The 24,222-nt window shown below is 54.8% G+C and carries 19 protein-coding genes; 7 read left to right on the top strand and 12 right to left on the bottom strand.

Features of this window, described 5'->3' with window-relative positions:
• Positions 1 to 156: 156 nt before the first annotated feature.
• The 5 genes from hemA to argH form a co-directional block, all read right to left on the bottom strand.
• Positions 157 to 1,428 carry a glutamyl-tRNA reductase gene (gene hemA, locus Pla144_RS03200; protein WP_146447862.1) on the bottom strand — a complete coding sequence of 424 codons (1,272 nt, stop codon included), beginning with the start codon at positions 1,426 to 1,428 and terminating at the stop codon, positions 157 to 159.
• Positions 1,425 to 2,321, bottom strand: a complete 897-nt coding sequence (gene ccsA / locus Pla144_RS03195; RefSeq protein ID WP_146447861.1) for a cytochrome c biogenesis protein CcsA — start codon at positions 2,319 to 2,321, stop codon at positions 1,425 to 1,427. Before ccsA ends, hemA begins: the two co-directional genes overlap by 4 nt.
• 112 nt (positions 2,322 to 2,433) lie before the next feature.
• Positions 2,434 to 3,420, bottom strand: coding sequence for a sigma-54 interaction domain-containing protein (locus Pla144_RS03190; protein WP_231936207.1), 987 nt, complete (start codon positions 3,418 to 3,420; stop codon positions 2,434 to 2,436).
• A gap of 135 nt (positions 3,421 to 3,555) precedes the next feature.
• The gene (locus Pla144_RS03185; protein WP_146447859.1) at positions 3,556 to 5,751 is read right to left on the bottom strand and encodes a HEAT repeat domain-containing protein; all 2,196 of its coding nucleotides are present in this window, start codon (positions 5,749 to 5,751) and stop codon (positions 3,556 to 3,558) included.
• Positions 5,752 to 5,868: 117 nt separating this feature from the next.
• The gene (gene argH, locus Pla144_RS03180; protein ID WP_146447858.1) at positions 5,869 to 7,248 is read right to left on the bottom strand and encodes an argininosuccinate lyase; all 1,380 of its coding nucleotides are present in this window, start codon (positions 7,246 to 7,248) and stop codon (positions 5,869 to 5,871) included.
• Positions 7,249 to 7,570: 322 nt separating this feature from the next.
• Here argH and Pla144_RS03175 point away from each other — a divergent pair, with 322 nt between their 5' ends.
• Positions 7,571 to 7,813, top strand: a complete 243-nt coding sequence (locus Pla144_RS03175) for a hypothetical protein (protein WP_146447857.1) — start codon at positions 7,571 to 7,573, stop codon at positions 7,811 to 7,813.
• A gap of 260 nt (positions 7,814 to 8,073) precedes the next feature.
• Here the strand turns inward: Pla144_RS03175 and Pla144_RS03170 are convergent, their stop codons facing one another.
• From Pla144_RS03170 to Pla144_RS03140, 7 genes are all read right to left on the bottom strand, one after another.
• A complete protein-coding gene (locus Pla144_RS03170; RefSeq protein ID WP_146447856.1) occupies positions 8,074 to 10,443 on the bottom strand; it encodes an arylsulfatase in 2,370 nt (789 codons plus the stop codon).
• Between the two features lie 18 nt (positions 10,444 to 10,461).
• On the bottom strand, positions 10,462 to 12,039 hold the full coding sequence (locus Pla144_RS03165) for an arylsulfatase (RefSeq protein ID WP_146447855.1): 1,578 nt from the start codon (positions 12,037 to 12,039) through the stop codon (positions 10,462 to 10,464).
• A gap of 592 nt (positions 12,040 to 12,631) precedes the next feature.
• Positions 12,632 to 13,063 (bottom strand): TadE/TadG family type IV pilus assembly protein, encoded by a 432-nt coding sequence (locus Pla144_RS03160; RefSeq protein WP_146447854.1) that lies wholly within the window; start codon positions 13,061 to 13,063, stop codon positions 12,632 to 12,634.
• Positions 13,064 to 13,082: 19 nt separating this feature from the next.
• A complete protein-coding gene (locus Pla144_RS03155) occupies positions 13,083 to 14,222 on the bottom strand; it encodes a vWA domain-containing protein (RefSeq protein ID WP_146447853.1) in 1,140 nt (379 codons plus the stop codon).
• A 27-nt stretch (positions 14,223 to 14,249) separates the two neighbouring features.
• Positions 14,250 to 14,663, bottom strand: coding sequence for a TadE/TadG family type IV pilus assembly protein (locus tag Pla144_RS03150; protein WP_146447852.1), 414 nt, complete (start codon positions 14,661 to 14,663; stop codon positions 14,250 to 14,252).
• Between the two features lie 41 nt (positions 14,664 to 14,704).
• Positions 14,705 to 15,160 carry a hypothetical protein gene (locus Pla144_RS03145; protein ID WP_146447851.1) on the bottom strand — a complete coding sequence of 152 codons (456 nt, stop codon included), beginning with the start codon at positions 15,158 to 15,160 and terminating at the stop codon, positions 14,705 to 14,707.
• A gap of 178 nt (positions 15,161 to 15,338) precedes the next feature.
• Positions 15,339 to 16,331 carry a hypothetical protein gene (locus Pla144_RS03140; protein WP_146447850.1) on the bottom strand — a complete coding sequence of 331 codons (993 nt, stop codon included), beginning with the start codon at positions 16,329 to 16,331 and terminating at the stop codon, positions 15,339 to 15,341.
• A 99-nt stretch (positions 16,332 to 16,430) separates the two neighbouring features.
• Between Pla144_RS03140 and lnt the strand changes: the two genes are divergently transcribed.
• From lnt to Pla144_RS03110, 6 genes are all read left to right on the top strand, one after another.
• Positions 16,431 to 18,143: an apolipoprotein N-acyltransferase gene (gene lnt / locus Pla144_RS03135; RefSeq protein ID WP_146447849.1), complete on the top strand. Its 1,713-nt coding sequence runs from the start codon at positions 16,431 to 16,433 to the stop codon at positions 18,141 to 18,143.
• Positions 18,144 to 18,203: 60 nt separating this feature from the next.
• Positions 18,204 to 19,982 (top strand): ABC-F family ATP-binding cassette domain-containing protein, encoded by a 1,779-nt coding sequence (locus Pla144_RS03130; RefSeq protein ID WP_146447848.1) that lies wholly within the window; start codon positions 18,204 to 18,206, stop codon positions 19,980 to 19,982.
• A gap of 114 nt (positions 19,983 to 20,096) precedes the next feature.
• On the top strand, positions 20,097 to 20,819 hold the full coding sequence (locus tag Pla144_RS03125; RefSeq protein WP_146447847.1) for a YebC/PmpR family DNA-binding transcriptional regulator: 723 nt from the start codon (positions 20,097 to 20,099) through the stop codon (positions 20,817 to 20,819).
• A gap of 323 nt (positions 20,820 to 21,142) precedes the next feature.
• Positions 21,143 to 21,340: a cold-shock protein gene (locus Pla144_RS03120; RefSeq protein ID WP_146447846.1), complete on the top strand. Its 198-nt coding sequence runs from the start codon at positions 21,143 to 21,145 to the stop codon at positions 21,338 to 21,340.
• Between the two features lie 549 nt (positions 21,341 to 21,889).
• Positions 21,890 to 22,234, top strand: a complete 345-nt coding sequence (locus Pla144_RS03115; protein ID WP_146447845.1) for a hypothetical protein — start codon at positions 21,890 to 21,892, stop codon at positions 22,232 to 22,234.
• 573 nt (positions 22,235 to 22,807) lie between these two features.
• Positions 22,808 to 24,085: a serine hydrolase domain-containing protein gene (locus Pla144_RS03110; RefSeq protein ID WP_197530351.1), complete on the top strand. Its 1,278-nt coding sequence runs from the start codon at positions 22,808 to 22,810 to the stop codon at positions 24,083 to 24,085.
• Positions 24,086 to 24,222 lie beyond the last annotated feature (137 nt).

Raw genomic sequence — 24,222 nt, 5'->3', positions numbered from 1 at the left:
CACTAATCTGCAATCTGCACTAATCAGATTAGTGAAGATCAGCGAAGGTTATTGTTCCACTCAATAGGTTCCCTCTTTTCTCTGTAACCTTCGTTTCCTCCTGTTCCATATTCTGGTTTCGGCCTTTGGCCGCGCTGGGTCTATCGATGGCTAGATTCAGTCTTCCAGCTTGAACAGGCGGCGCAGCGCATCCAATAGCCCGTGATGAGTGCCGTTTCTAGAAGCGTCGCGTAAGGACTCGAGTGGTGGATGTAGGAGCTTGTTAACTAGACGATCCGCAAACTGGCGTATTTCCTCACGAGATCGGCCGTCAAGCTCTGGCAGTTTGTTAAAAAGACGCTCCAGTTCAGCTTCTTTGGGGCGATGAAGCCCTTCTCGCAAGCCAGAGATTACCGGGGCTGTGGCGCGCAGGTGAGAGTCAGCTATAAATCGAGCGGTCTCTTCACGTACGATTCGTTCGGCGGCAGGGAGTTCCGCCGCGCGAGCCGCGCGATTGCGCTGGCAGGCTCGCTCCAGATCGTCAATACAGTAGAGATACACGCCCAATTCGCTCCCAATGGCAGAGTCGAAATCGCGAGGGACTGCAAGGTCGAGAATAACCAGTGGCCTTTGGTGGCGGAGGGGAGCTATTTGTTCAGAGAACTCGGCAGCCGACATAATCGGCTCAGTAGCGCTGGTTGTGCTGATCGCCAAGTCTGCCAATGCGAGCTGTTTGAACAATTCCTCCCAGGGGTGAAAAGTTCCCTTCCATTTCGCGGCCAGTTCTCGGCCTCGCTCCGGACTGCGATTGACTACGTGGATATGGGGGTTGCCAACTTCCCGCAGATAGCGGAGCGTTTCCTCGGCCATATCCCCTGCCCCTGCAATTAGGACCTGCTTGTCGTCGAACGACTCGAACACGCAGTTGGCTAGCTCGGCAATTGCCACACTCGGAATGCTCACTCGATGGCGATGCAGGGCTGTCTCTCCAGTAACTCGTTTTGCTGTGCGGAGGGCTGCCTGAAAGAGATCATGAAGTCGCGGTCCCGCGACCTGATTGGTTTGCGCGATTCGGTAGGCCTCCTTGACTTGCGAGAGGATCTGCGGTTCGCCTACTACCATACTGTCGAGACTGGCCGCGACTCGCAGCAAATGGCCTGCCACCTGTTGGTCGGTGAGCGAAATAATCCGCTCGTTGAGTTCGCCCGGAGCGAGCCGATGAAACTGAGCTAACGCGGTGACGAGTTCCTCGGTTCGAGGTGTCTCCTGAGACCCTGCAGCGTAGAGTTCTACCCGATTGCAGGTTGAGAGTAGGACAAACTCAGTCTCGGGGAGATCCTTGCGCCATTGAACTAAGGCCTCTGCCGCTTGCTTGGAGTCAAAAGCTAAACGTTGCCGGATCTCAATCGAGGCTTGGTTATGACTGCAGCCCACCATGCGGAGTTTCATGCCACACCTCCAGGCGGTGGGGAAGTCATGCATCTGGCGGCCAGGCTGTCGCTCTGAGAGGTAATTGCTGACTGAGTATGGAAACGATCTCCCCAGACCACGGCGGCCAATACGAATACCAGGAAAACGAACGCGGCTACGGTCAGGTAGGCCACTTTTCGGCCACGGCGAGCGGCCGGGTAAAGTATGCGAAATGCCTCGCAGGCTACCAACCAAACCGTCATGGCCGTGAGGCTCGCCACCACGGGATCACTCCAGGAGAAATTGCGAGTCGATCCTTGCTGAGCAAGTCGGGCGACCACTCCGGTCAGTAGCCCGCCGCACATCATCAAGGTGGCGATTCCTAGCGAACGACCGTTAGCCCGCTCGAGCCATTCCAAACTGGGGAGACGAAATCCGGCCGTCGGCGGCAATTTGCGTTTCAATCGGTGGCTGTGCAGCAAATACATGATTCCGGCAAAAAAACCTACGATCACGGCAACCGTTCCTAAGAGGAGAAACACGCCATGTGCGAGGCCCCATACGCGGGGGGCTTCTTCTGGAGCCAGTGGTCGCGTGGATGCCAGAACTGAGGCACCAATCAAAGCCAAGATACCAGGCAATTGAAAAAGCCCCAGCGATTTTTCTGGGTAGTAAAACTTTGCTGCCAGATACACCACTGCCAATACCCACGCGGCTAGCAAAAACCAATCCTGTTGGCTAGAAAGTGGCGCAGAGGGTTGTCTAGCAACGCGGTGCCCCAGATACCAAGTTTGAGCGACGATTCCGGCACTGACGGAAAATATTTCTAGTGCTCGACTGTAAGGGATCTTGACCCATAGCCGCGCAATTTCCAGCGCAAGCGCTACGGCATAGCTTGCCGAGAAACAGATGATGTTGATGCCAGAGTCCATGAGGGTGGGATGTAGTCGAGAGCGGAAAGGCTAGAGTCAAGAGCCAGAGCATAATATTTCTAATTCTGGCTCTAGACTCTTAGCTCTCAGCTTATTGGATACCTTCCATCACTTACCCCTCCACTTCTAAGCCATATTGTTTGAGTTTCTTATGCAGCGTGTTGCGGTTGATCCCCAAACGGGCTGCCGCCTTGATTTGCACGTTATCGCAAATAGTCATCACTTGGGCGATGACCTCTCGCTCGACGTGATCTACGATCCGACTGTGTAGGTCTTCCGCCGTGTCGCTGGCACCGTTGACTCCCACCTGTACCAATTCCTCTGTCAGGGATTGGAAATCCAGTGGTCGATTCCCCAAAGTGCGAGGAGCCCTTCCGGTCACAACAATCGATGGCAACAGGTCGATGGTCAACTCGTCTCCCTCGGCCATCACGACCGCACGTTCTACGTAGTTTTGCAATTCTCGTACGTTACCGGGCCAAGTGTATTTTTGCATGGCCTCCATAGCTCGGGGGTCGATGTGGACCACGTAGCGGTCGTTTTGTTCATTATAGATATTGAGAAAGTGCGTGACGAGTTCGGGGATATCCTCGGGACGCTCCCGCAGAGGTGGGAGATAGACCGGCACGACATTTAGGCGGTAGTACAAATCCTCGCGGAACAGGCCCTCCTCTGCCAGCGAGAGCAGGTCACGATTGCTGGCTGCAATCACACGGCAATCCACTTGTAAGGTCTTCGTGTCGCCGACCCGTTCGAATTCGCGTTCTTGCAAGACGCGAAGCAGTTTGACCTGCAAGTGGGGCGTGGTGGAATTGATCTCATCCAGGAAAATCGTTCCTTTGTGGGCTGCTTCGAATCGGCCAGTCCGATTGTCAATCGCCCCGGTGAATGCGCCCCGGACATGCCCAAATAACTCGCTTTCGAGCAGGTTTTCGCTTAATGCACCGCAATTGACACGGACAAACGAGCGCTCGCGCCGCTTGCTGAGCTCATGAAGCGCATGGGCAATCAGCTCCTTGCCCGTACCAGTTTCACCCAAAAGCAGCACCGAAGCCTGCGACTGGGCCACTTGCCGAGTCACCCGGAACACCTCGGCCATGGCGGACCCCGAGCCGATGATGCCCCGGAGGGGGCCCGGGTTGGCGTTGAGATCGAGACTGGTTGGGGGGGGATTCATGGGGGGGGGTGTCAGTAGTCAGTGGTCAGTTGCAATTGGGATCACTCACCAATGCGCTTACTCACCTCGTTTCTTCTTCTCGATCGTGTCAAGTATTTCGCCGAGCACTTGTTGTGTGTCGGGATCGGCGGTTTCGCTAGCGTTATAGCGGTCGTATTGCGCCGCGATTTGCTCGGCGGTCAGCAGGCAGCCGAATCGCTCGAAACTCTCTGAAAAGGCCTTTGCTGCCTGGCGACGCAGCTCAATCGGTTGGGTGGGTTGGCTGGCAAAAGCTGCGAGGGTTTGCTGGCTACCGGCAGTACCCGCGACGGCGAGTGCTTCCAGCGATGGCGCTGCAAGTTCTGCACGATAGACAGAGTTCTCCAAGCTATCTGCGTATCGGAGTAGCTCATCGTAAGGAGCGTTGTCCTTCATGAGCATCGCGAGCCATTCGAGGGCCTGCGTGGATTGCTGGGTCCGTGCCTCAGCAGTGAATTGATGATCGCCCAACACGGTGAGGCGATTAACGAGCGATTTCATAGCATCTGCCCCATGCGGACGAGATACGGCTAGCAGGTACTTGTCCTTCTCAGCTATTTCAGCTGCTAGTGCCAGGTCTTCATTGCCTGCGAGTACTGCAACGGGGACGTGTGCCAGTCGCGAGTGGGTACGAATTTGGTAAAGCACTTCCCGCAAGAGCGGCTTGCCGATATCACTATCCACCAACAGTAGTTCCAGGCGGGGGGATGCCAAAGCCTGCTTAACGACCTCAATCCCTGTGAATACCGGCGTCGCGTCGTAGCCCATACCACGCAATGCACCGGCCCAGTCATCTGCATGAGCGGCAGTCGGAGCCCCTACCACGGCCTGGGGCGTGCCCGAGCTCGATACGAATCGCCAAAGTGCCGCTGGCACTGCACTGGCTCCGGCAAACGATTGCCGCGGATTGATCTTCATGATCGCAGCCAGGGCGGCGAATTGAACTTCAAGGTTCGGATCGTTCACCGCCCGGGCCAAGGGAGTGGGGAGCCCATCGAAAGATGTCAGGGCTGCAAGATCGCCCCGGTCACCCAATTGAGAACAGATGGTGATGGCCGCCGCACCTCGATCTGACTTCAGCGCCAGGGCCAGGATCGAGTTAAGTTCTTCAGTGGTGAGCCCCTTTACCAGTTCCATGACTTCCTCGGGAGGCGCTTCACCAAGGAGGCCTGACGCTTCAATCGCTGAGACAATCGCTAACTGGCGATCTTCCACCGATGCAGTAGCAAGTGCCAGGAAGTTTTGACTGATCCGAACAAGTGCCAGAGAACGGAGCAAAGCTGGGGAAAGTTGTCGACTCGATATGCGTTGCTTTTCAGGGTCATACGACCACCACAGGTCCGAATCGACAGAGATCTCATCGGCAGGGATTCCCGCCTCCAGTCGTTCTACCCCTCGTCTCACGACGGCTACCGCGTCGTTTTGATCGGGGAGCGATAAGCCCATTTTCACTAATGCAGCTTGAGCGGTAGCGACTACTTCGGAGTTCTGATCTCCTCCGGCGGCCAACGTCGCCAGCCAGGGAATCGCCTCTAATAGCTGCAAATGGCCGGCAAGTTCGGCAACGTCGCGTCGGAATTGTCCTTCCCCTTCCGCCAGCGCTGCCACAATAAGAGGATTCACCAATGGCCGCATTTCAGCGAGTGCCAGCAGCAACTGGGTTCGCGTTTCTTTGTCGGTCGAAGTTGCCAGGGCATGCATGCTAGCCTCGGCAGCGGGGAAGCCAATCACTGCCAGGTCGTGGCGAGCGGCTTGCCGAGTTTCGGCACTATCGCTGCCCAAATCACCAATCAAGCGATCGAGATTCTCAGGCTTTCGAGCTTCCTTTGCCGCCGCATCCATACATTTCTGTGCAAATACTCGTGCCCCGGGGATCTGCTTGTCTTCAGCCTTAGTAGCCAAGGACAGCAGTCGAGCAGTTCCAAGTTGGTTGGCAATCTCGGCCATCTCTTCGGGAGTAAGTTTCTCCGCTGCGAGCGGCTTGAAGACTTCAGCAGCGGCGCTAGACTCACCCAGATCGATCAAAGTGAGAACTACCGACATGGCATCGGCCGGCTTCTCGCGTGGGATATCGAGTATGGCAGCCACCGCAGGGCTGCGGCTGGCCGCTTCGGTGAGTATCGCACTCTGTTCCTGGCCAGATGCTGGTAGGGACATGAGTGCGCAGAGCAGCAACGAGGCCGCACGTAAACGCGGATTGGGAAGAAGGTCACGAATTATGCAGTAAGGATTCATACTACGGTATCCAGTTCAATTTCACGGTTGTGCATCAAAAAGCATTCCTAAACGAATCCTTTCGAATCTGCGCTCCTCCGCGTCCCATTGCTTCAACGCAATGTGCAGTCTCCTGATTCAACATCCTAAGTGGTTTCTCCATGAAGCAACTTGTTCGGCGACCTTCGGTGGGGCGGTTGATCCTACGCTTTGGAACGCGGCGATGGCATGCTCGACACCCAACACATTGAAGACCTTTTCATCCAAAGCACTATGAGCCTGTTGAAACTCAGCCAGTGGCAACTCGGCCAATGGCATACGCTGCTTCATGGCACTAGCCACCAAACGACCGATGATTTCATGGGCTGAACGCTGAGGAACCCCATGACCAATCAGGTATTCCATGAGTGTAGTTGCATCGAGGTAACCATGTTCAAGCCGCGAGGAAATCGCCTCTCGATTCAGTTCGGCACCCGCGACGACAGCTGCCGCCAGCTCCAGGCAAGCACTTACCGTGTCTGCGGAGTCGAATACCCGTTCTTTGTCTTCTTGCAGGTCGCGGTTGTAGGCCAGCGGCAAGCCCTTCACCAGCACCAACAGTGCCTGCAAGTTGCCCACCACGCGAGCAGTCTTGCCGCGGGTAAGTTCCAGTACATCGGGATTTATTTTTTGGGGCATGATCGATGAGCCGGTGCAGTATGCCTGAGGAAGCTGCAGAAAGTTGAACTCGCACGTCGACCAAAGAATCCACTCCTCGGCCCAAGTACTTAAATGCTCGGCGATCATGGTGAGGACAAAGGCGAACTCGATCGCAAAATCTCGGTCACTGGAGCTGTCGAGGCTGTTGGCGACGACTCCCTCGAAACCGAGTGAGTCAGCGACCATCTGCCGATCAATAGCAATTGTGGTCCCCGCCAAAGCAGCCGTTCCCAGCGGAAGTTGGTTAACTCGGCCTCGGCAGTCTGCAAGTCGGCTGCGGTCTCGTTGCAGCTTTTCGCAATAGGCAAGCCAATAGTGGTTTGCCAGCACCGGCTGGGCCCGCTGCAGATGAGTGTAACCTGGCAGGATCACCCCTTCGTCACGGCCACATCGTTGGACGAAAGCGCGTTGCAAGTCCGTTAGCAGTGCATCGATCTGGTCAATCGTGTCACGAATCCAGAGCCGAAAATCGGTCGACACCTGATCGTTGCGGCTCCTGCCCGTGTGGAGCTTGCGGCCTACATCGCCTATGCGGTCAATGAGAGCTCGTTCGATGTTCATGTGGACATCTTCGAGATCCTGGCGAAAGGCGAAGGTGCCGGCGGCGATTTCCCCGCCGATCTCTTCCAGGCCGACCGATATCTGCTTGGCTTCTACAGGGGTGAGTACGCCGACAGCTGCCAACATGTTGGCATGAGCGATCGAACCGCGGACATCTTGGGCGTACAATCGGTGGTCGAAGCTCACGCTTTCGGTGAACTTCTCAACGCGGGGATCGGTTGCCCCATCAAATACACCACCCCAGGGTTTCGCTGACAAAATGCACTCCAGATACTGAGGCGACTACGTCGGGCGGGATTTGCCCCTATGTCTTCCAACAGGTGAAGACACAAGCAAACAGAAAACGCTCGCCAACACCTTTACAGTAAATGGTTTAGGGTGGCGAGTCAATCAACCGCGGGCAGGGAACGCCCAAGAATTGAGCAGTGATTTAAGGGAATTACGGGCTGAGTAGTTTTGTCGATTTTGAAGATTTTTGGCCAAGATCGGCTACATTACGACGAATCGCCCCATGTGCGGATAAATCACAGGAATTGGCCCACCTCTCCTTTTCGCCAGATCGAGATATCTAGCAACTGCCATGAATACAATCCAAGAGTTCGTCCATCTGCTGCCCGTCCCGTTCAATTTTGTCCTTCTCATGTTGGTAATTGTCTTCGGCACAGGGATCATTACGAGCCTATTCAATCAGATCCGCAAGTTCGCATGTTACCGCCAAGAGCTGGACTTTAAGCGCGAGATGATCGATCGCGGGATGAGCGTCGAAGAAGTTGAGCGATTGTTGCAGGCGAAGAGCCCTGGCCAAGATTGCGAGATTGACTGATGGGAGTCCTCAGTCAGAGGTAGAGGTAGAGTGAATCGGCAATCGCGACGAAAACTTAGTCTGGGTATTAATCCGAGGGGGTTAACTGTACCGTCGTTTCTAACAGATTCTATGTACACCTATGTAAGTTAGCATTCGACCCTTTCCTACAGCGGGTGATGCATCCGCGGCAAATTAGCTGACCGCGCAACTGCAAGCGGTGGTGTGACAGCCGCAGGGAACCTTCGGGTGTCCGTAGCGCACGATTTATTGCTTACGGGTCATTCTAGCGCAACGGTTACTTCCTTGATGACACCATTGAACTCAAAAGGCCTCCGCTTCGCGTAATCGCGTGAGACCGGGGAGCCAAGGTCAACGCCCACGTCGAATGTCTCGCTGGCGGTGAAGGCAGCCGGAACAGTCCTTTTGACGTTAGTACGAGCCACCTCCTCACCGTCGACGTTGATGACGACGGTGGCGGGAGCACCGGGTCGGACCAGGGCCGTAATGACCTCAATCGAGTGTTCGCCTGCCGGTAGCGGCTTTGCAGCTTCGGCTCGATAACGTTCGATGAGGAGCATGTTGTATTCGTAGACCAGCTTCCCCTGGTCCATGTAGAGCGTCAGACCACCCGAGCCGCCGCCAAGTGCGTAGAGTACGCCCGAGGCATTCTCGTCGACTTCAACTTTGACGGTGACTACGTTGCTCTTCTTGCCAAGTCCCGGAGCGGTAAACTCGGGCATGCGCCGGGTGGTCGCGTCGAATCGCCACGACCTGTAAGGAGTGGAGATCACGTCCTCGGGATGAAACCGTGTCCAAAGTCCACCGCCGATAGGCAGTGCCTTGTTCGCCTTAGCCTCGGCCAGGAACAACTTCTTCATCTCAGCAAGCCGCTGCGGTTCCTCGTCTGCTAGGTCAGTAGCCTGTGAGAAGTCCTCGGTCAGGTCGTACAGCTCCCAGACCTCTTGCGACGGGTTCCACGCTGCGAGCCGCTCGCCCGTGCTGGGCGTGTCCCACGGCAGGAACGGTCCGAAAGTGCAGGCGAACCAGCCGTCGTGGTATATACCTCGGCTAGCGTTATTCTCGAAGTACTGCGTCTTCTTTTGACCTTTCGGGTGGGCATTGGCGAACGTGTACGCCATGCTCACGCCGTCGATGGGGTCTTGTTCAAAGCCGTTCACCTGTGTGGGCTGCTTGATGCCGATGATATCGTAGAGAGTTGGCACGACATCGTTGACGTGGTGGAACTGCGAGCGAGGCGTCTCGTCCGGTTGGATGCCCTTTGGCCAAGAAATGACAAGCGGATTCCGTGTCCCGCCGAAGTGTGCGGCGACCAACTTCGTCGAACGCAGTGGCGTATCACCTGCCCACGCCCAACCAGCGTGATACATGTTGTCGGTCTTCGCTGAGCCGAGCGCTTCAAGGCCACCGAGTTGTTCGAGTGCCTCCATCTGCTGCTCGACCGTGTTTGGGATGTTGTTCTGTGCCAGCAGCTCGCTGATACTGCCTTGCTGTCCCTCGGCACTTGCCCCGTTGTCTCCCCAGATGTAAAGCACAATGGTGTTATCGCGTACCCCAAGCTCTTCGAGTCCGTCTATCAGCTTGCCGACTTGGGCATCCGTGTGCTCAACAAATCCTGCGAACACTTCCATCAATCGTCGCTGAAAGGCTCGTTGCGACTCAGGAATGCTCTCCCATGACGCGAGGGAGTCTGGCCGAGGCGTCAGCTTCGTGTCGGCTGGAATCCAGCCCAACTCTTTCTGCCGCTTGAAGACCCGCTTGCGATAGGCGTCCCAACCGTCGTCGAATTTTCCTTTGTATTTGTCGGCCCACTCCGCGAACACATGATGCGGACCGTGGGCGGCACCAGGTGCCCAGTACATGAAGAACGGCTTATCGGGCGAGAACGCCTGATGTTGCTTCAGCCAAGCGATAGCCTTGTCGGCCATGTCCTCGGTGAGGTGATACTCTTCGTCGTGCGGCGGCTCCACGGGGTTCAGGTTTTCGTAGAGCCGCGGTTCGTACTGCGACGTTTCGCCAGCCAGGAAGCCATAGAAATAATCGAATCCATGACCGGTCGGCCAGCGGTCGAATGGCCCCATCGCGGTCGTCTGGTTTGCAGGCGTGTTGTGCCACTTGCCGAAGGCTGCTGACCGGTAGCCGTAATGATGCAGTACTTCGGCGATGGTAGCCGAAGTCTTGGGGATAACGCCCGTGTAGCCGTCGAAGTCTGATGCTCGCTCAGCAATCGTGCCATTTCCGACACGATGATGGTTGCGGCCAGTCAACAGAGCTGCCCGAGTCGGGGAGCAAATAGAAGTGGTATGAAATCGGTTGTAGCAAATTCCTTCGTTCAATAGTCGGGATAGGGTCGGCGTGTGAATCTCTCCACCAAAGGTATCGTTCTGAGCGAAGCCGACGTCGTCTATCAGCACAATGAGGATGTTGGGGGCATCGGGACCAAGCCGCTGCGGTTGTTCACGCCATTCCATCGTCGAGTCGAGGATGGTCTCACCTGCCTCGCTGGCAGTAGGCGCTGGCGGGAACGGCAATACCGTACTGTATTGAGGCTGCCCATGAGCAGGCGACAGAATAGCAAGTAGTCCCAGGTAGGCGGAGAGCACAATAAATCGATGGCGATGCAGTTTCATTGCGAGGTCTATTCTTCGTTAGAGTCCAACTTTTTTCGGCGGATACTTCTTGAAGGTCATGAGGTGGGCTTTCGCCTCTGCCCCGAGTGACGCCAGCCACGCGTTGCGACGATGTCCAACGGGCAACTCTTCCTTCGGGTCGATGTACAAGTTGAAGAGCCACGGAGCGGTGCCAACGTCCTGTAACACCGCCATGTCGATATGCATAAAGGTCGACTGTGGCAGCAATACCTTTTGGTGCCACTTGTATTCACGCATCCGCAAGGCTGTCAGCTCGCTCTTCCACCAGAAGAAGACACATTCGCGGTTAGACTCCCCTTCGTCGTGCAACAGGAAAGCCGTTTGGTCGATGCCGTCGATATACACTTCACGCGGCAACTCAGCGTCTGCCCCAGCGAGGTGGACCGCCGTGTTGAACAGGTCCATCAGGTCAAAGACGCCATCGCTTACCCGACCCGGCGATATCATGCCCTTCCAGTAGGCGATACCTGGGACGCGGACTCCACCTTCCCACGTAGTCCCTTTCGCTCCACGAAACGGGGTATAACCGGCATCTGGCCAGGCATCCATCTGCGGGCCGTTGTCGGATGTGACAAACACAAAGGTATTCTCAAGCACCCCAGCATCGTCCAAAGCTTTCACGAGTCGGCCAATCAGTAGGTCGACTTCACACAGACTGTCCTTGTATGCGTACTTACTTGCACTGAGACCCTTGTACTTAGGATTGGCGAAGTTGTCCGTGTGCACTTTCATGAAGCAGTGCTCAAGGAAGAACGGTTTTTCTCCCTTTGCAAACTCCATGATTCTTTCTACAGAGAAATCAACGAGTTGCTCGTCCGCGGCGCCCATCTCTTCGAGGGACTTAACGGTCGAGACTGTCTTTGTATCGCCCATGCTGAAGCCGTGAATGAGGGCGTGCTCCGCTCCGATGGACTCGTAGCGTTCAAGTTTGTCCGCATCGAGAGTGAGGTCGGGATAGCGACGAGTGTCTAAAGCTTGTGTTATCTCCTTCTGTGCCGGCAGATAGCCGTAATACTCGTCGAAGCCGACCTCGTGCGGCCGCATCCCTTCCCCCTCGCCAATATGCCATTTGCCGGTAAGCAGGCTGTAGTAACCCGCCTCACCAAGAATTTTGGCGACGCTAGTCTCGCCATCCCACGGATTCACAGTCAGCGTATCACCGGCGAGAATCGGACGGATAAGCCCGGTCCGAACTGGTAGCCTTCCGGTAAGGATGGCGGAGCGAGTTGGAGTGCAAGTGTGCTGCGAGTAGCAGGAGGTCAGACGCAAGCCTTCGCGAGCGAGGCGATCCATGACCGGCGTGTCGGCCCCAACCGCATTGCCTCCTCCATAGCAGCCCGGGTCTCCGTACCCCATGTCGTCAACAATAATCCACACGATGTTGGGCCGTTTGCCGGTCGTTCGCCGAAGCTCAGCGAGTTTCCTTTCGGTCTCGCGTGCTTGCTCCAACAGAGGAATCGATGGCTCAAGGTTCTCAGCGGTTCGCACCGCCCGGTTGAGCTTCGAAGCCTGGGGATAGGCGGGCGTGGCGAAAACCAAAAACAGGAGCAGACTAAGCGTTGCGGTTCGGGCCATGAGGTGGTTCTTCTAGGTTTGGTCTCAGCTTGCGTAATGCGGGCAATGGACACGCCGCCGTTATCTGAAAACTACCTAATATACCAGAGTCCCCAAGACCCGGCACCCACCTTTGCAGTGCGATGATAGGAAATCAGCTGGGGCTCGCAATCGGCACGGTGGATTTAGCTTGAGGAGGTACTGAAATCTCAGAAAAGCCGCATATGCCAAGCCAGAAAATGCGGCTCTCAAGTGATCTCACTGAAGGCAAATCGCCATTTTTTGACTAGTGATGGTATGCAGACCTGAGGGTAGAAGTCGAAGTTCGTTGACGCAGCGGTCTCGCCACCGCCGTCAATTTGGGGCCTCTACAACTTGCAGCGGCTGGACCACCCGCCTCCAATTTAGACCGTTGCCGAAGTGCGGAGGTGAAAACGACCGCCGTTAAATAAAGTAGATGGCTAGTCGTATCGGCTTACAAATCCTCTGTCAGATACGACAACCTGCTAACCCGCAATTTTGTCGTAGGCCCAAGAAGCTAAACGAGATTCGAGACCCAAAAAGGAACAATTGAGGAACTGATGCAGACCAAGCGACCACGCTCTCAGAAAAGCTACTGAGGAACACGCTCTTTCTTGAGTGTCGATTGCACTGTGAGAGTCTTACCGCTCGTGAAATTAGGCGTTATCCAGCCGTTTATGCTCAAAGGGATATCGATCCTTACTTTGACATCAGGGATGTCAGGATTCAAGACGGGGGGCGTGATCGTTACCCTTGCCCCGCGAGTGCCAACAACGTTGAGAATCGAGTTGGCCTTCGCGATCGCTTCTGCCGCGGTAGCCCCAGGTACCATTGCATCGCGTGCTGCTTCATAAGCGGCATTGTCTGCCGTGTGGCGAATCACATTGAGCCGCACGAATTCAAACGACGCCGAGAGTACTACAAAGAATACAGATGCAACGATGGCAAATTCAACCGAAGCCGCACCGCAGCGGTTTGATGAACGTCGTTGGCGAGCGTTTAGGCGGAACGTGGTTTTATTCATAAATGTCTTTCTCGATGTATCAATCCGTAATCAGCACGGGGAGGGTTGATGCGATCTCGCGGAAGATGGCTTCCAGCGCTGCAGCGTCGGGGGCGTGGTAGTGCTTGCCTCCAGTGGCATTCGCCACGGCTCGCATTCGGGCGAAATCAGCCTCGTCACTGAAAGTGACTGTATTGATCACGATGTTCTGTGCTGCTGCATCGTTGGCAGCAAGTACAGCTTCTCGACCCCGATTTTGGATGCCGTCGGTGAGCAATACGATCGAGCGTAATGCGAAAGGCCGCGCACGCGCGCCGGTCAGCACACGGACTCCGTTGTCGATTCCCGCCGAGATGTTCGTAAACCCTTTGACCGGTCGGCTGCTCAGCCGATTCATCTCATCCCTTATGGGCTGATAATTGTAGACCAAATCTGAATTGATGTCCGAGGTCGTGAACGTGATGCCGCATTCGCTTCCGTTGCTGGAATAGCTGACCAGGGCACATTGCTCTTCCTGTGGAGTTTGCTCGAGCTCGTCTACAAAACCTGCGACAGCCGTGTTGAGACCACCAAAACGGCTCAACAACGGATTGGGGGGACCGCAGTTGGGTCCTGGCGTACCTCCGCCAACGACATTCCGCATCATCGAACCCGACCGGTCCACAACCAGGCAAATATCGCGATCCAGCTGAGTAGAAGTGGCAGTGATAATGGGTTCAAACGTATTCACACCCAACACGCCACCAAGGAATAGATCGACGGGTCCTCCACGTGAAGTCGCCGTGCGATTCCCAGTTACACGAACCGAATTCAAGGCTGCACCACCTGGTGTGAACACGAAACGAGAGCCAGGTGATGGCTGACGGGACATGCCAAATTCAATTTCGCGGTTCCGTACTCGCAAGGGCGCATTAGCAACCTGGTTACGTCGGGCTGCAACCTTTGCCTCCGCTCGGGCAGCAGTAACGTCTTGCTGCAAAGAAAGGGTCTTTGCCGCTGCCCGCGACGATGCGTCCGTTGCAGTTCGCAGTTCAGTACGTACCAATTGCATCCAGGCAACATTCAGGGCAAATGCAGCCATAATAACTATAATTGGAAGCGTCACGGCAATCAGCACTAACATGGCACCGGCGCGACCTGCAGAACGCTGCATTCTGCGGCTAGAATTTGAGATTCGCATGGTTTATTTTCCTTGAAAAGCTAGAAACTAAAACTCCCTCATCATCGTGGCCGACGCTTTAAGATTGCGACCACGATAGAAGGTAATTGGCACAACGGAATTGAGCGTGGCTGGGGCAGACACCTCGACCTCTATATATTCTCCTGCGTTGACTCCTGCTAGGTTCGATGGCGTCATCGAGACAGTTCCTCCTCGGACTCGCCTCTCCGTGAGTATCTGTTGCGCACTCTGCTCCGCCTGGGCAGTAGTCGCATTGAGTGAAATCGCGGTCCTCGCACCTTCGTAGGCGGCCACTGTGAGCGATTGTTTCAAGAACACCATCGTACAGGCTTCAATTGTTGCCAAGACAATCAACACAACCACGGGAAAACAGACAGCGAATTCTGCCGCTGCCACGCCCGATCGCAATGACTGACTGTGGTTCCTTCGAAAACTTCGCATCAGATCGTTCTCCAACGACAATTATTATTCTAGAAAGTCGATCAAACAGCGGCTGGCTCATCTTCGTCGGCAGCTTCCTCACAAGAATTGCCATCGGAACGAAGCCGATCGATCATTTGATTAAAGTCATCTGCCAGACTTTGCCAAAAATCAAAGTCGCGAAACTTCAATTTGGTAGGCATATTCCCATCAGCAATACTGCGAATCGTGCACTGCAGGCGATTGATGGGGCCCACAAAGCGATGGCTAAGTTTAATGGTGTCAAGTACAAAGACCGGCAAGAGAAACAAAGCCGCCAACAAGAAAGGGCCTTGTGTCCACCATACTTGCTGCAAATGGTCTGAGATTGGTTGAAACGGGTCACTCAAAACTTGCAAGACAAAAGCAACAAGCGACGCGAGAACAAAGAATCCTATCCAGTGCATTATAAGCCGACGAACCAGCGCACCTTGCACCTGAGGATCTACAAAAGTCTTTTTGCGATTTGGTTCTGACATGTTTCTTTTACACCTCGAAATAGAAGGTTCATTCAGACGCAACCAATGCTGATCAAATTTAGGTTACGGTAAGGGCGCGCAAAGCGAAGAAGTAGCAAAGAGGAAGTAAACTTGTGCCGGATTGGCATCAGAGGGTTTCGCTAACCGTCACAATTGCTACGGCAAATAGAATCCGATCCTATTCGAGGGAACCGCCTAAGTAGTCGCCCACCTGTTGATGAAGCTTCAGGACGGCAGCTTTGACAGCCGAGTAGGGAGCTCTCTGTTCTAGGAGTTTGACGAATTCTTCCCAAAGTGAGGGTGGCAGCGTCGAATCCTCGGCAGCTCGCCGAATTGCTAACACAATCGGCTCTAAGTGCTGGCTCTTGGGAGTGTAAACCAAAAGCAGCACATGCGACTTGATCGCCAATTCTGCCAAGGCTGCATACTCGGGCGAGCGAGTATCTGCTAGTTGGTCGGCCAATTGCATACGACCCGCATGGATGAGGTAGTCGATCACCGCCGCTTGCAGGTCGTCCTTCTCAGAATGGGGAAACTCCGGAAGCTCCATCTCAAGTATCTCAGCCGCGTTGTTGGCGTGCTGAAGCGAGTCTCCGTACTGTTCCACTCCCAATCCTTTGGCATAGATAGCCGCGGCGTAGCTCCAGTGACTGCACATCTTCCAAGCAGCCAAGGCTGTGCGAGAAGGACGCAAGACTTCCCCCCACTCAAGTTCAGTTGGTTCTGATTCTTCAGAGTCCAACTTATCTACGGGGTCCGCAGAGGTTGAGGCTTCCTCTTCACCAAACAAGTCACTTGCGGGCTCATCAGTTGGCTGTTCAGGGTGAGATTCTGCCAATTGCGGCTCATCAAGCGGAGTTTCAGCCGACGGTACGCTCTCAGTATCAATCGCATCCTGTAATGATTCCCTGGGCTCTTCGGAGAGAGTTTCCGGTTCTGAGTTATCGCCAAAAAGCTCGTCGCTCGTGGGTGCTGGAACGGTTGGGTGATCTTGCTCTGCAGCTGCCTCGGATTCAGTTTCTGCTGATTGAGCAATTGGCGATTTGCTCGGGATGTAGTGAATCTCCTCCCAGCAGCCACTACATGCCAGAACGACGCATCCCAACCAGCCGAGCCGATAACGCGGTGAATAATGCGAAGAACATGGTTCATTCTGGCTGGCAAATGTCATGTCAGTATTATAGCCCTGCCCGTGGGTTCTTCGTAGCTCACCTGCGAACCCGTTGGCCTGCTCTGTTCAAAAGTGGCCGCGATTCGTAGTTTGGAAAGCATGAATTCTGCTTCCATCAACTCGGCCCACCTACCCGCGCGACTCACGGATCGTCTATCAACACTAGGGTTGGGCATTGCCGGCAGTGTGCTCTGCTGGTTGGCCTTTCCGCCAGTGAGTTGGAGTTGGCTGGCGTGGATCGCACCCGTCCCCTGGTTGCTGCTGGTTCGCACCGAGACGCTTCCTGGCCGGCGGCCTTATTGGAAGTTGTGGCTCTCTGGAATGGTCTTTTGGCTGCTGGCAGTACATTGGATTCGCCTACCACACCCGCTCAACCATCTTGCTTTACTTGCCCTGGCTGGTTATCTGGGCATTTACCTCTCGCTGTTTGTAGCCTTGTCTCGTATCGGATTGCATCAGTTAAAAATCCCCCTGGCGATCATCGCTCCCGTTGTATGGACTGGGCTCGATTACATCCGGGCGCACTTCTTGACCGGTTTCCTCATGGGGTCGCTCGCCCATACCCAGTATCAATCGCCCCGGGTAATTCAGATCGCCGATCTCGTGGGCGAGTATGGCGTTACATTTTTGATTATCTTCATCGCTGCATGTGTGACGGAGATCATCTCCAGCTCTCGAAAAGAAAAGTTGATTTATGGAAGCTCTGCTCTTGCCCTGCTAGCCGGGACCATTGTCTATGGCCATCAGAAGCAACTTGATCTTGCACTTCAAACCAAGTCTCCGGTGGTTCAACAGCGTATCGCCCTGATCCAGGGGAATACGCTCGCCGATTGGAAGAGTGATCCAGCCAAGCAGCAATCCATCATGGACGAGTATTGGAAGCTCTCGCTCGATGCTGTTAAGACCTCGCGTGAGCGGGATGGTCGCGCAGTCGATCTGGTCGTCTGGCCAGAGACGGCATTTCGCCAAACACTTTGGATGGCCGAGGAGGGGAATCAACCACAGAGCGAATTAGTCCATGAATCGCATTTTACCGCCGCGCAGGAAATCCTGACCGAACTCACCAAGCAACTCGGCTGCGCCGTGCTGGTGGGGATCGACCGTGTCGAAGTTGCCCCAGGCGATGAAGAGACGCTCTCCTATCGCGGCTTCAATTCGTCGGTGCTCGTCGACAAGTTCGGCGAGACCCTCGCCATCTACGACAAGATGCACTTGGTCCCGTTTGGTGAGTTCATCCCATTTGCCGACTGGTTCCCGGTGCTGTATCAACTGACCCCCCTGTCGGGCGGAGCCGAATCTGGCAAGCGTCCAGTGGCGATGACCGTCGGCGAGGTAGTCTACTCCCCCAACATTTGCTACGAGACGGTCGTACCACATTTGATTCGTCAGCAATTTGAACACCTCATGGAGGTCGAATATGTGCGTCCTGACATCTTAATCAACCTGACTAACGATGCCTGGTATTGGGGCTCCAGTGAGCTCGATATGCATCTGGCGTGCAGCGTTTTTCGAGCCGTGGAAATGCGAACCCCCGTGTTGATCACCGCCAATGGTGGCCTCTCAGCGCACGTCGATGACTTCGGCCACATCGTCGCCCTCAGCCTGCGGCAAAAACCAGAATTCCTACTGGTGGATCTGGACATCCCTCAAGATAGCACTTCGCTTCCAGTCTATCCGAGCTTCTATGCTTCCCAAGGCGACTGGTTTGCGGCGCTCTGTATGGTATGCTGTGTAGTTTTAGCAGTGGTCGCGGCATGGAATTGGTTCATGGATCGTGGCTCGAATCCACGCGATGCATCGCGTCGCGGTTAATTGCCCACCTGCCAGTCCCCAGCCCTCGAATCCCAGCCTCCAACTCCCAGCCCCTCTCCCATGCCCGTCGTTCTTCAACTTCAAAACGCCTTCAAACGGTACGGGCATCAAGAATTGCTCGACGGGACTAGCTGCGCACTTCCCGACGATGAGAAGGTCGGCCTCATCGGTCGCAACGGCGCTGGCAAGAGCACCCTCTGCCGCGTCTTGCTGGGAGAGGAGGAACTCGATTCGGGTGAACTGGTCCGCGGTCGCAAACTTCGGCTCGGCTACCTACGGCAACACGATCCATTTCTCGACGGTGAAACGGTTATTGGCTTCCTCCAGCGCGACAGCGGCCAACCCGAGTGGCGCTGCGGTGAAATCGCCTGGCAGTTTCAGATCCCCGACTCGATGCTCGACCAGCCCGTGAGGCAGCTTTCCGGCGGTTGGCAAACCCGCGTGAAACTCGCCGCCCTACTGCTTCACGATCCCAATCTCCTGATTCTCGACGAACCGACCAACTTCCTTGATCTCCGTACTCAATTGTTGCTGGAAGGTTTCCTGCGGAGCTTTCCTGCTGGGTGCCTGGTCGTGTCTCACGATCGGTCATTCCTCAAGCGGACCTGCACCCAGACGCTGGAACTTTCCCGCGGGAAACTCACCATGTTTCCCGGCGATGTCGATTCCTACTTGGAAAACCTCGCCGAGCGTCGCGAGCACGATCTGCGCGTGAATGCCGCCACACTCACGAAACGCAAGCAACTCGAAACCTTCATCAACAAAAACCGTGCCAACGCCAACACGGCCAGTCAGGCCCGCAGCAAAGCTAAGCAGCTCGAGCGGCTCGAACTCGTCGAAGTCCAAGGCCAGGAAGCGACCGTGCGGTTCAGCTTCCCCGAATCGGAAGTTCGCCAAGGAACCGCCCTGCGAACCGAGCAACTTGCGATCGGGTACCCCGACAACGAGGTTGCCACTGAGGTGCAACTCGAAGTCGAACACGGCACGCGCGTCGGCGTCGTGGGTGACAATGGCCAAGGGAAGACCACGTTTCTCCGCACCGTTTGCGGGTCGCTAAAGCCGCTTGCCGGTTCGCTCAAATGGGGTTACGGATGCCAAGTCGGCGTTTATGCCCAGCATGTCTACACCACGCTACCAAAGAATCAGACCGTCGAAGACTACCTTTACAACCAGGCGGCCCCCGGCACGGTGATGCAGCAGATCAAAGACGTCGCTGGCAGCTTTCTTTTCAGCGGCGATATGATCGAAAAGAAAATCAACGTTCTCAGCGGAGGCGAACGGGCTCGCCTGGTCCTAGCCGGTTTGCTCCTCCAGCAACACAATGTGCTGGTGCTCGACGAACCGGGCAATCACCTCGATGTGGAAACCGTCGAAGCCTTGGCCGACGCCCTCTGCCGCTATCGGGGCACCGTAATCTTCACCAGTCACGATCGCTATTTCATGCAGCGCGTCGCCACTGCCGTGATTGAAGTCCGCGACGGCCGCGTGGCCAGCTACCCCGCGAGTTTCGAAGACTACGTCTACCGGGTTCAGAAGGAACTCGATGCCGGCTTAAGGGCAGAGCACGTCGTCCGCGGCAAACCCCCTGCGGGTGCAACAACAGGGCCGCGCCCAGTGGGCGGCAAAGAAGAACGCGAACTCCAAAAACAACTCCGCAGCGTCGAAAGAAAAATCGCCAAGCTGGACGAGGAGAAGAAGGAACTAAACGCTCGCCTGATGAAGATCACCGACGCCGCCGAAGCCCAAAAAACCCACGACCAGCTTTCCACCATCACCAACGAGTTGGCCCAACTCGAGGAAGAATGGCTGGAGATTTCTGGAAGTTTGGAAGTAAATTAAAGAATACCCAATCGCTGTAGGTCTTCTCTGCCGGGGAGGACTTCAACAAGAGTCCAGCTCGGCAACCAAAACCTATAGACCACTCAACGCGAAATCCATAACGAGACACATTCCATGGGTAGAAGTTTTGAAGTTCGCAAAGTGTCGATGGCCAAGACGGCTGGCCAAAAGACAAAAATCTATTCCAAGTATGGCAAGCAAATCTACGTCGTAGCTAAAAATGGCGGCGGCGATCCGGCGAGCAACCTCGCTTTACGCAGCCTCATCGACAAAGCCAAACGCGATCAGGTGCCGGCCCACGTCATCGAAAAGGCAATCGAAAAAGCCAATGGCGTCGGCGGCGAGGACTTTTCATCAGCCCGCTACGAAGGATTTGGACCCGGTGGCTGTTCAGTCATCGTGGACTGTTTGACCGATAACAACAATCGCACAATCACCGACGTTCGCAACTGCTTTACCAAAGCCGGCGCCAAGATCGGCACGCCGGGCTCCGTCGCCCACGCGTTTGAAAACCTTGCCGTGTTCTCCTTCGCGGGAGACGATGGCGATTCAATCCTGGAAGCTATGTTGACTGCCGATGTCGATGTCAGCGATGTGGAGTGCGAGGAGGGCAAAGTGACTCTCTTCGCCCCACCCACTGAATTCGACAAGGCCAGGCAAGCGCTGCAAGAGGCGCTGCCAGCAATCGAACTGGAAGTCTCAGAAATAACCTTCTTGCCACTCACTCGCATCGAAATCACCGCGGATGATCTCCCGATGTTCGAGAAATTTCTCAACCTTCTTAACGACTGCGATGACGTGCAGGAGGTCTACCACAACGCCATATTGCCTGGCTAGAGTACCGATTCCTATGGCTGTCGCAGTATCCACGCAAAGGAATGCGGCATAGTACCTCGCTACGGCTCGGTTTCTCCCAAAAAAACCGTCTGCCCTATCTAGAGGCGGGCAGATTTCCCGCCGCTCGTTGAGTGTTTGTAGAAAATCTGCGATTTTGCCTGCGAAAAACCCCCTGAGCAGGAACTATTTTTCTTTTAATGCGGACATTTTACATTTAAACATATCTGAAATGGCTTAAGACGATACAATATTATGCTAACGAAGGTCTTGTCTCGTGTTATGTGAGAAGACTAAAAGCATCACTTTTTTTGGGATTCATTTTAATGGCTGAAGGAACTATCAAGAAATTGACGGACAAAGGATTCGGTTTTATTGACGTCGGTAGCGACAAGGATTTGTTTTTTCACTCGAATAGTGTCGAGGGAACTAGCTACGACCAACTCCGCGAAGGACAACAAGTTACCTTTAACGAAGGTAGAGGCCCTAAAGGTCCTTGTGCCGAGAACGTGACCGTTTCCTAAGGTAGTTAAACGTATCAAGTAGCAATACACCTAGTGGAATATGTCCGAAGACCAGGGAGCCGGCGGGTTATCGTCGGCTCTCCGTGTTTCTGGAGTTGCCATTGCTTGGAGATGTTACGGCAGTCTGCGAAACCGCCAAGCGGTGCACCTGATTGACAAGTCCAAGCTCTAGCAGGGCTGCGGGAGCCCCTTTGGCAGCCAGATAGTCTTAGCTATCTGTAGGCAAGGTGTACACCCGCGATGCGAAACGGAAGAGAGCTACCCGACAAAGCGCATCGTGATGTGCTGTTTTGGGTTGCAGCCTAAATGCTTGAGGTCACATCAACCTCGTTAGATAAGCGTGCTCAAATCGAAGAACGCAGTGAAGGCTAGATAGTGTAGAGTTATACTAGCAGGAGGAAGGTGCCATGTGCCGTTTCCGTCCAAACATACACATGAAATTGAATCATCCGTTTTCTACAAGACCCTTGCAATCGGAAGCCATTGTAGACAGGAAACAACAGGTTCCCAAAATAAAGAGCTTTTACCATTAACCGTCAGAAGTGATTCATGTCAGTTGCGTCGACTCGTGCTCAAGCTATCGCCGAAATCCTTTGGGAACTCAAGAAAGCGGAAAAGCTTGCAACCTTAACATCTATTGCCAATCGCGCTGGATTCGCACCTGGTACTAATGGTCGAACAGTCGCCACATCACTGAAGACGGTTCGTCGTGACTGGCCGCATTTGCAATGGTGGCGAGCTGTTGCTGACAATGGCCAGATCGACGAAGAGCAGAAATCTTATTTAGCCGAGGCGGGCTTTGAGTTGGAACCAGCTGAAGACGGCGGTGCTGTCATAGAATCGTTCGCATCGCAGCTGATGTTATGGGATGAACCCAGTGATTCTGGAGATTGATGATAGAACAAGTATTCTGCATTGCTTGATACCGTTCAAAAGCGAACATGACTCGACCGCACCTTCGCTTACTGCCGGAGGGCACTTCCGCCGACCGCAGCCCTGACCAAGTACAGCAGATTGGCACGGGTATGATGGTTTGATCTCAGAACCCCCAATTCACAAGGCTGACAAAGCAGTAGCGACTAATTCGCCCGCCTCGCCCACCAGGGCCCTCGCTCCGAAGTCATCTCCAGGATCTCTTCCGGTGTCCTCCCCTGGGTAACCAAGTCGCGTTTCAATTCGTTGTCCAATTGAACCTTTCGCACGTGCTCCGTGATGATCGCTACGATGGGGATGAGGCAGCCAAGCGCGGTAGCTCCTGATAGAGTGTTTGAGATTTATGGCTTAGGTCGCGCGCATTCGGCACAAGCAGTTAAACCTAAGTGCTAGCTCCACGCTGCTCTAGGCATGCAACTTCGTCACCTTACATTCTCTGATAGTAATATGCAGAACTTTCAGGCAAAGCCGGGGTTTCCTACAGTGGCTATTGGCTTTCTTTCCTTGCATTGGTCAAGTGCTGTGTTGCTTCGTATGAAATACGTCCTCTCTCATGTTGTTCTGACACTGGCGATGTGTCCCTTTGTCTGTGCGTACGATTTTGCAGAACTGACTTCTTTGGCCAGTGGGGCACTTCTTGGAGAAAACGTTGCCGCGCCCGTGAGTGGATTCGACATTCGCCTGTTGCAGCACGGGGAACTAATCTACCACCAGTCCTTTGGGGACTGGTCCCTCAATCGTGTGGCGGCCGTCGACAGCAGTACAAAGACTTTGAGCGGTGCGCTCATCATGGCACTAGCAGAAAATACCCAATATGGTTTTTCGCTCGACAGTCACCTTGGTATGTTTCTCTCTGAGTACAACGAAGGAGATCTTTCTGACATTACTATCCGGCAAGCGTTCAGCCATGCTTCAGGTATCGCTGGCGACGAAAGCTCTCCTGGCATTTTGAGCAATCCTCTGATTACGCTCCGTCATAGCGCTCGACTTATCGCCAGAAATCCCCTGGCCTACGGCCCTCCTGGTTCGGCTTTTTCCTACGGAGGCTTGTCGATGCAAGCCGCGGGTGCGGCTGCGGAAGTTGCCGCGGGAGGGAGGTGGATCGACTTGTTTGCGGAGCGAATTGCGACACCGCTGAACATGTCGAATACCTCGTTCTATATCGCAAGCGATCTGAACCCGCGTATAGCAGGGGGAGCCCGATCAACGGCTTCCGATTTCTCCACGTTCATGGATATGCTGCTCAATGATGGCGTCGATCGTCAGTCGGGCATCCGCATCCTCGCGCAGGAATCGGTCGACGAAATGCTCACCCGCCAGACAACCGACGATCAACCGATCATCAACAGTCCTTCCGACAACAACCGCTATGGAATTGGAGTGTGGCTCGATCAACTGGCCGAAACCGGCCAACCAGTGGACGCCCTCGCTGCTGGCGCGAGGGGCTTCCACAGCTGGATTGATCAAAGCCATGGCTTGGTCTTCACGTTTGCCACTGACCGATCGCAGTTTGCCAATGTGGAACATCTCTCAGCTCTGATGCACGCTTCGATCCTCGCGGCGGTTTCGCCCGCTGGAGACTTTGACTACGACGGCGATGTCGATGGCCGTGATTTTCTCGCCTGGCAACGCAACCCAAACGTGGGGAATCTGGGGGATTGGCAAGAGAACTATGGCAGTGCCTCACTCGGAGCAGCTACGAATCCATTCCCCGAGCCACAGACTGCGCTGCTGTTGGTGCTTGGTGGTATGGTACTTTCGGCTGGCAAACGGCCCACGCGAACTACTGCCGGCGTCATTCCGTCGCGATGACAAGTGGAATCGTCGATCTTTCCGCGGTACGTGTTTGATTCCACAGTCCGCAGTTTCGGGGCGCCCTAGTTTAACTTGCCGCACACTACCTACCCCGAAGTGGATACGCGCGTTAAATGCAGGCACCATGTTCTGCA

The organism is Bythopirellula polymerisocia, from assembly GCF_007860015.1.
Taxonomy (GTDB): Bacteria; Planctomycetota; Planctomycetia; order Pirellulales; family Lacipirellulaceae; genus Bythopirellula; species Bythopirellula polymerisocia.
Note: the sequence above shows the minus strand (reverse complement) of the source record. Positions and strands in the feature narration are given on the sequence as shown.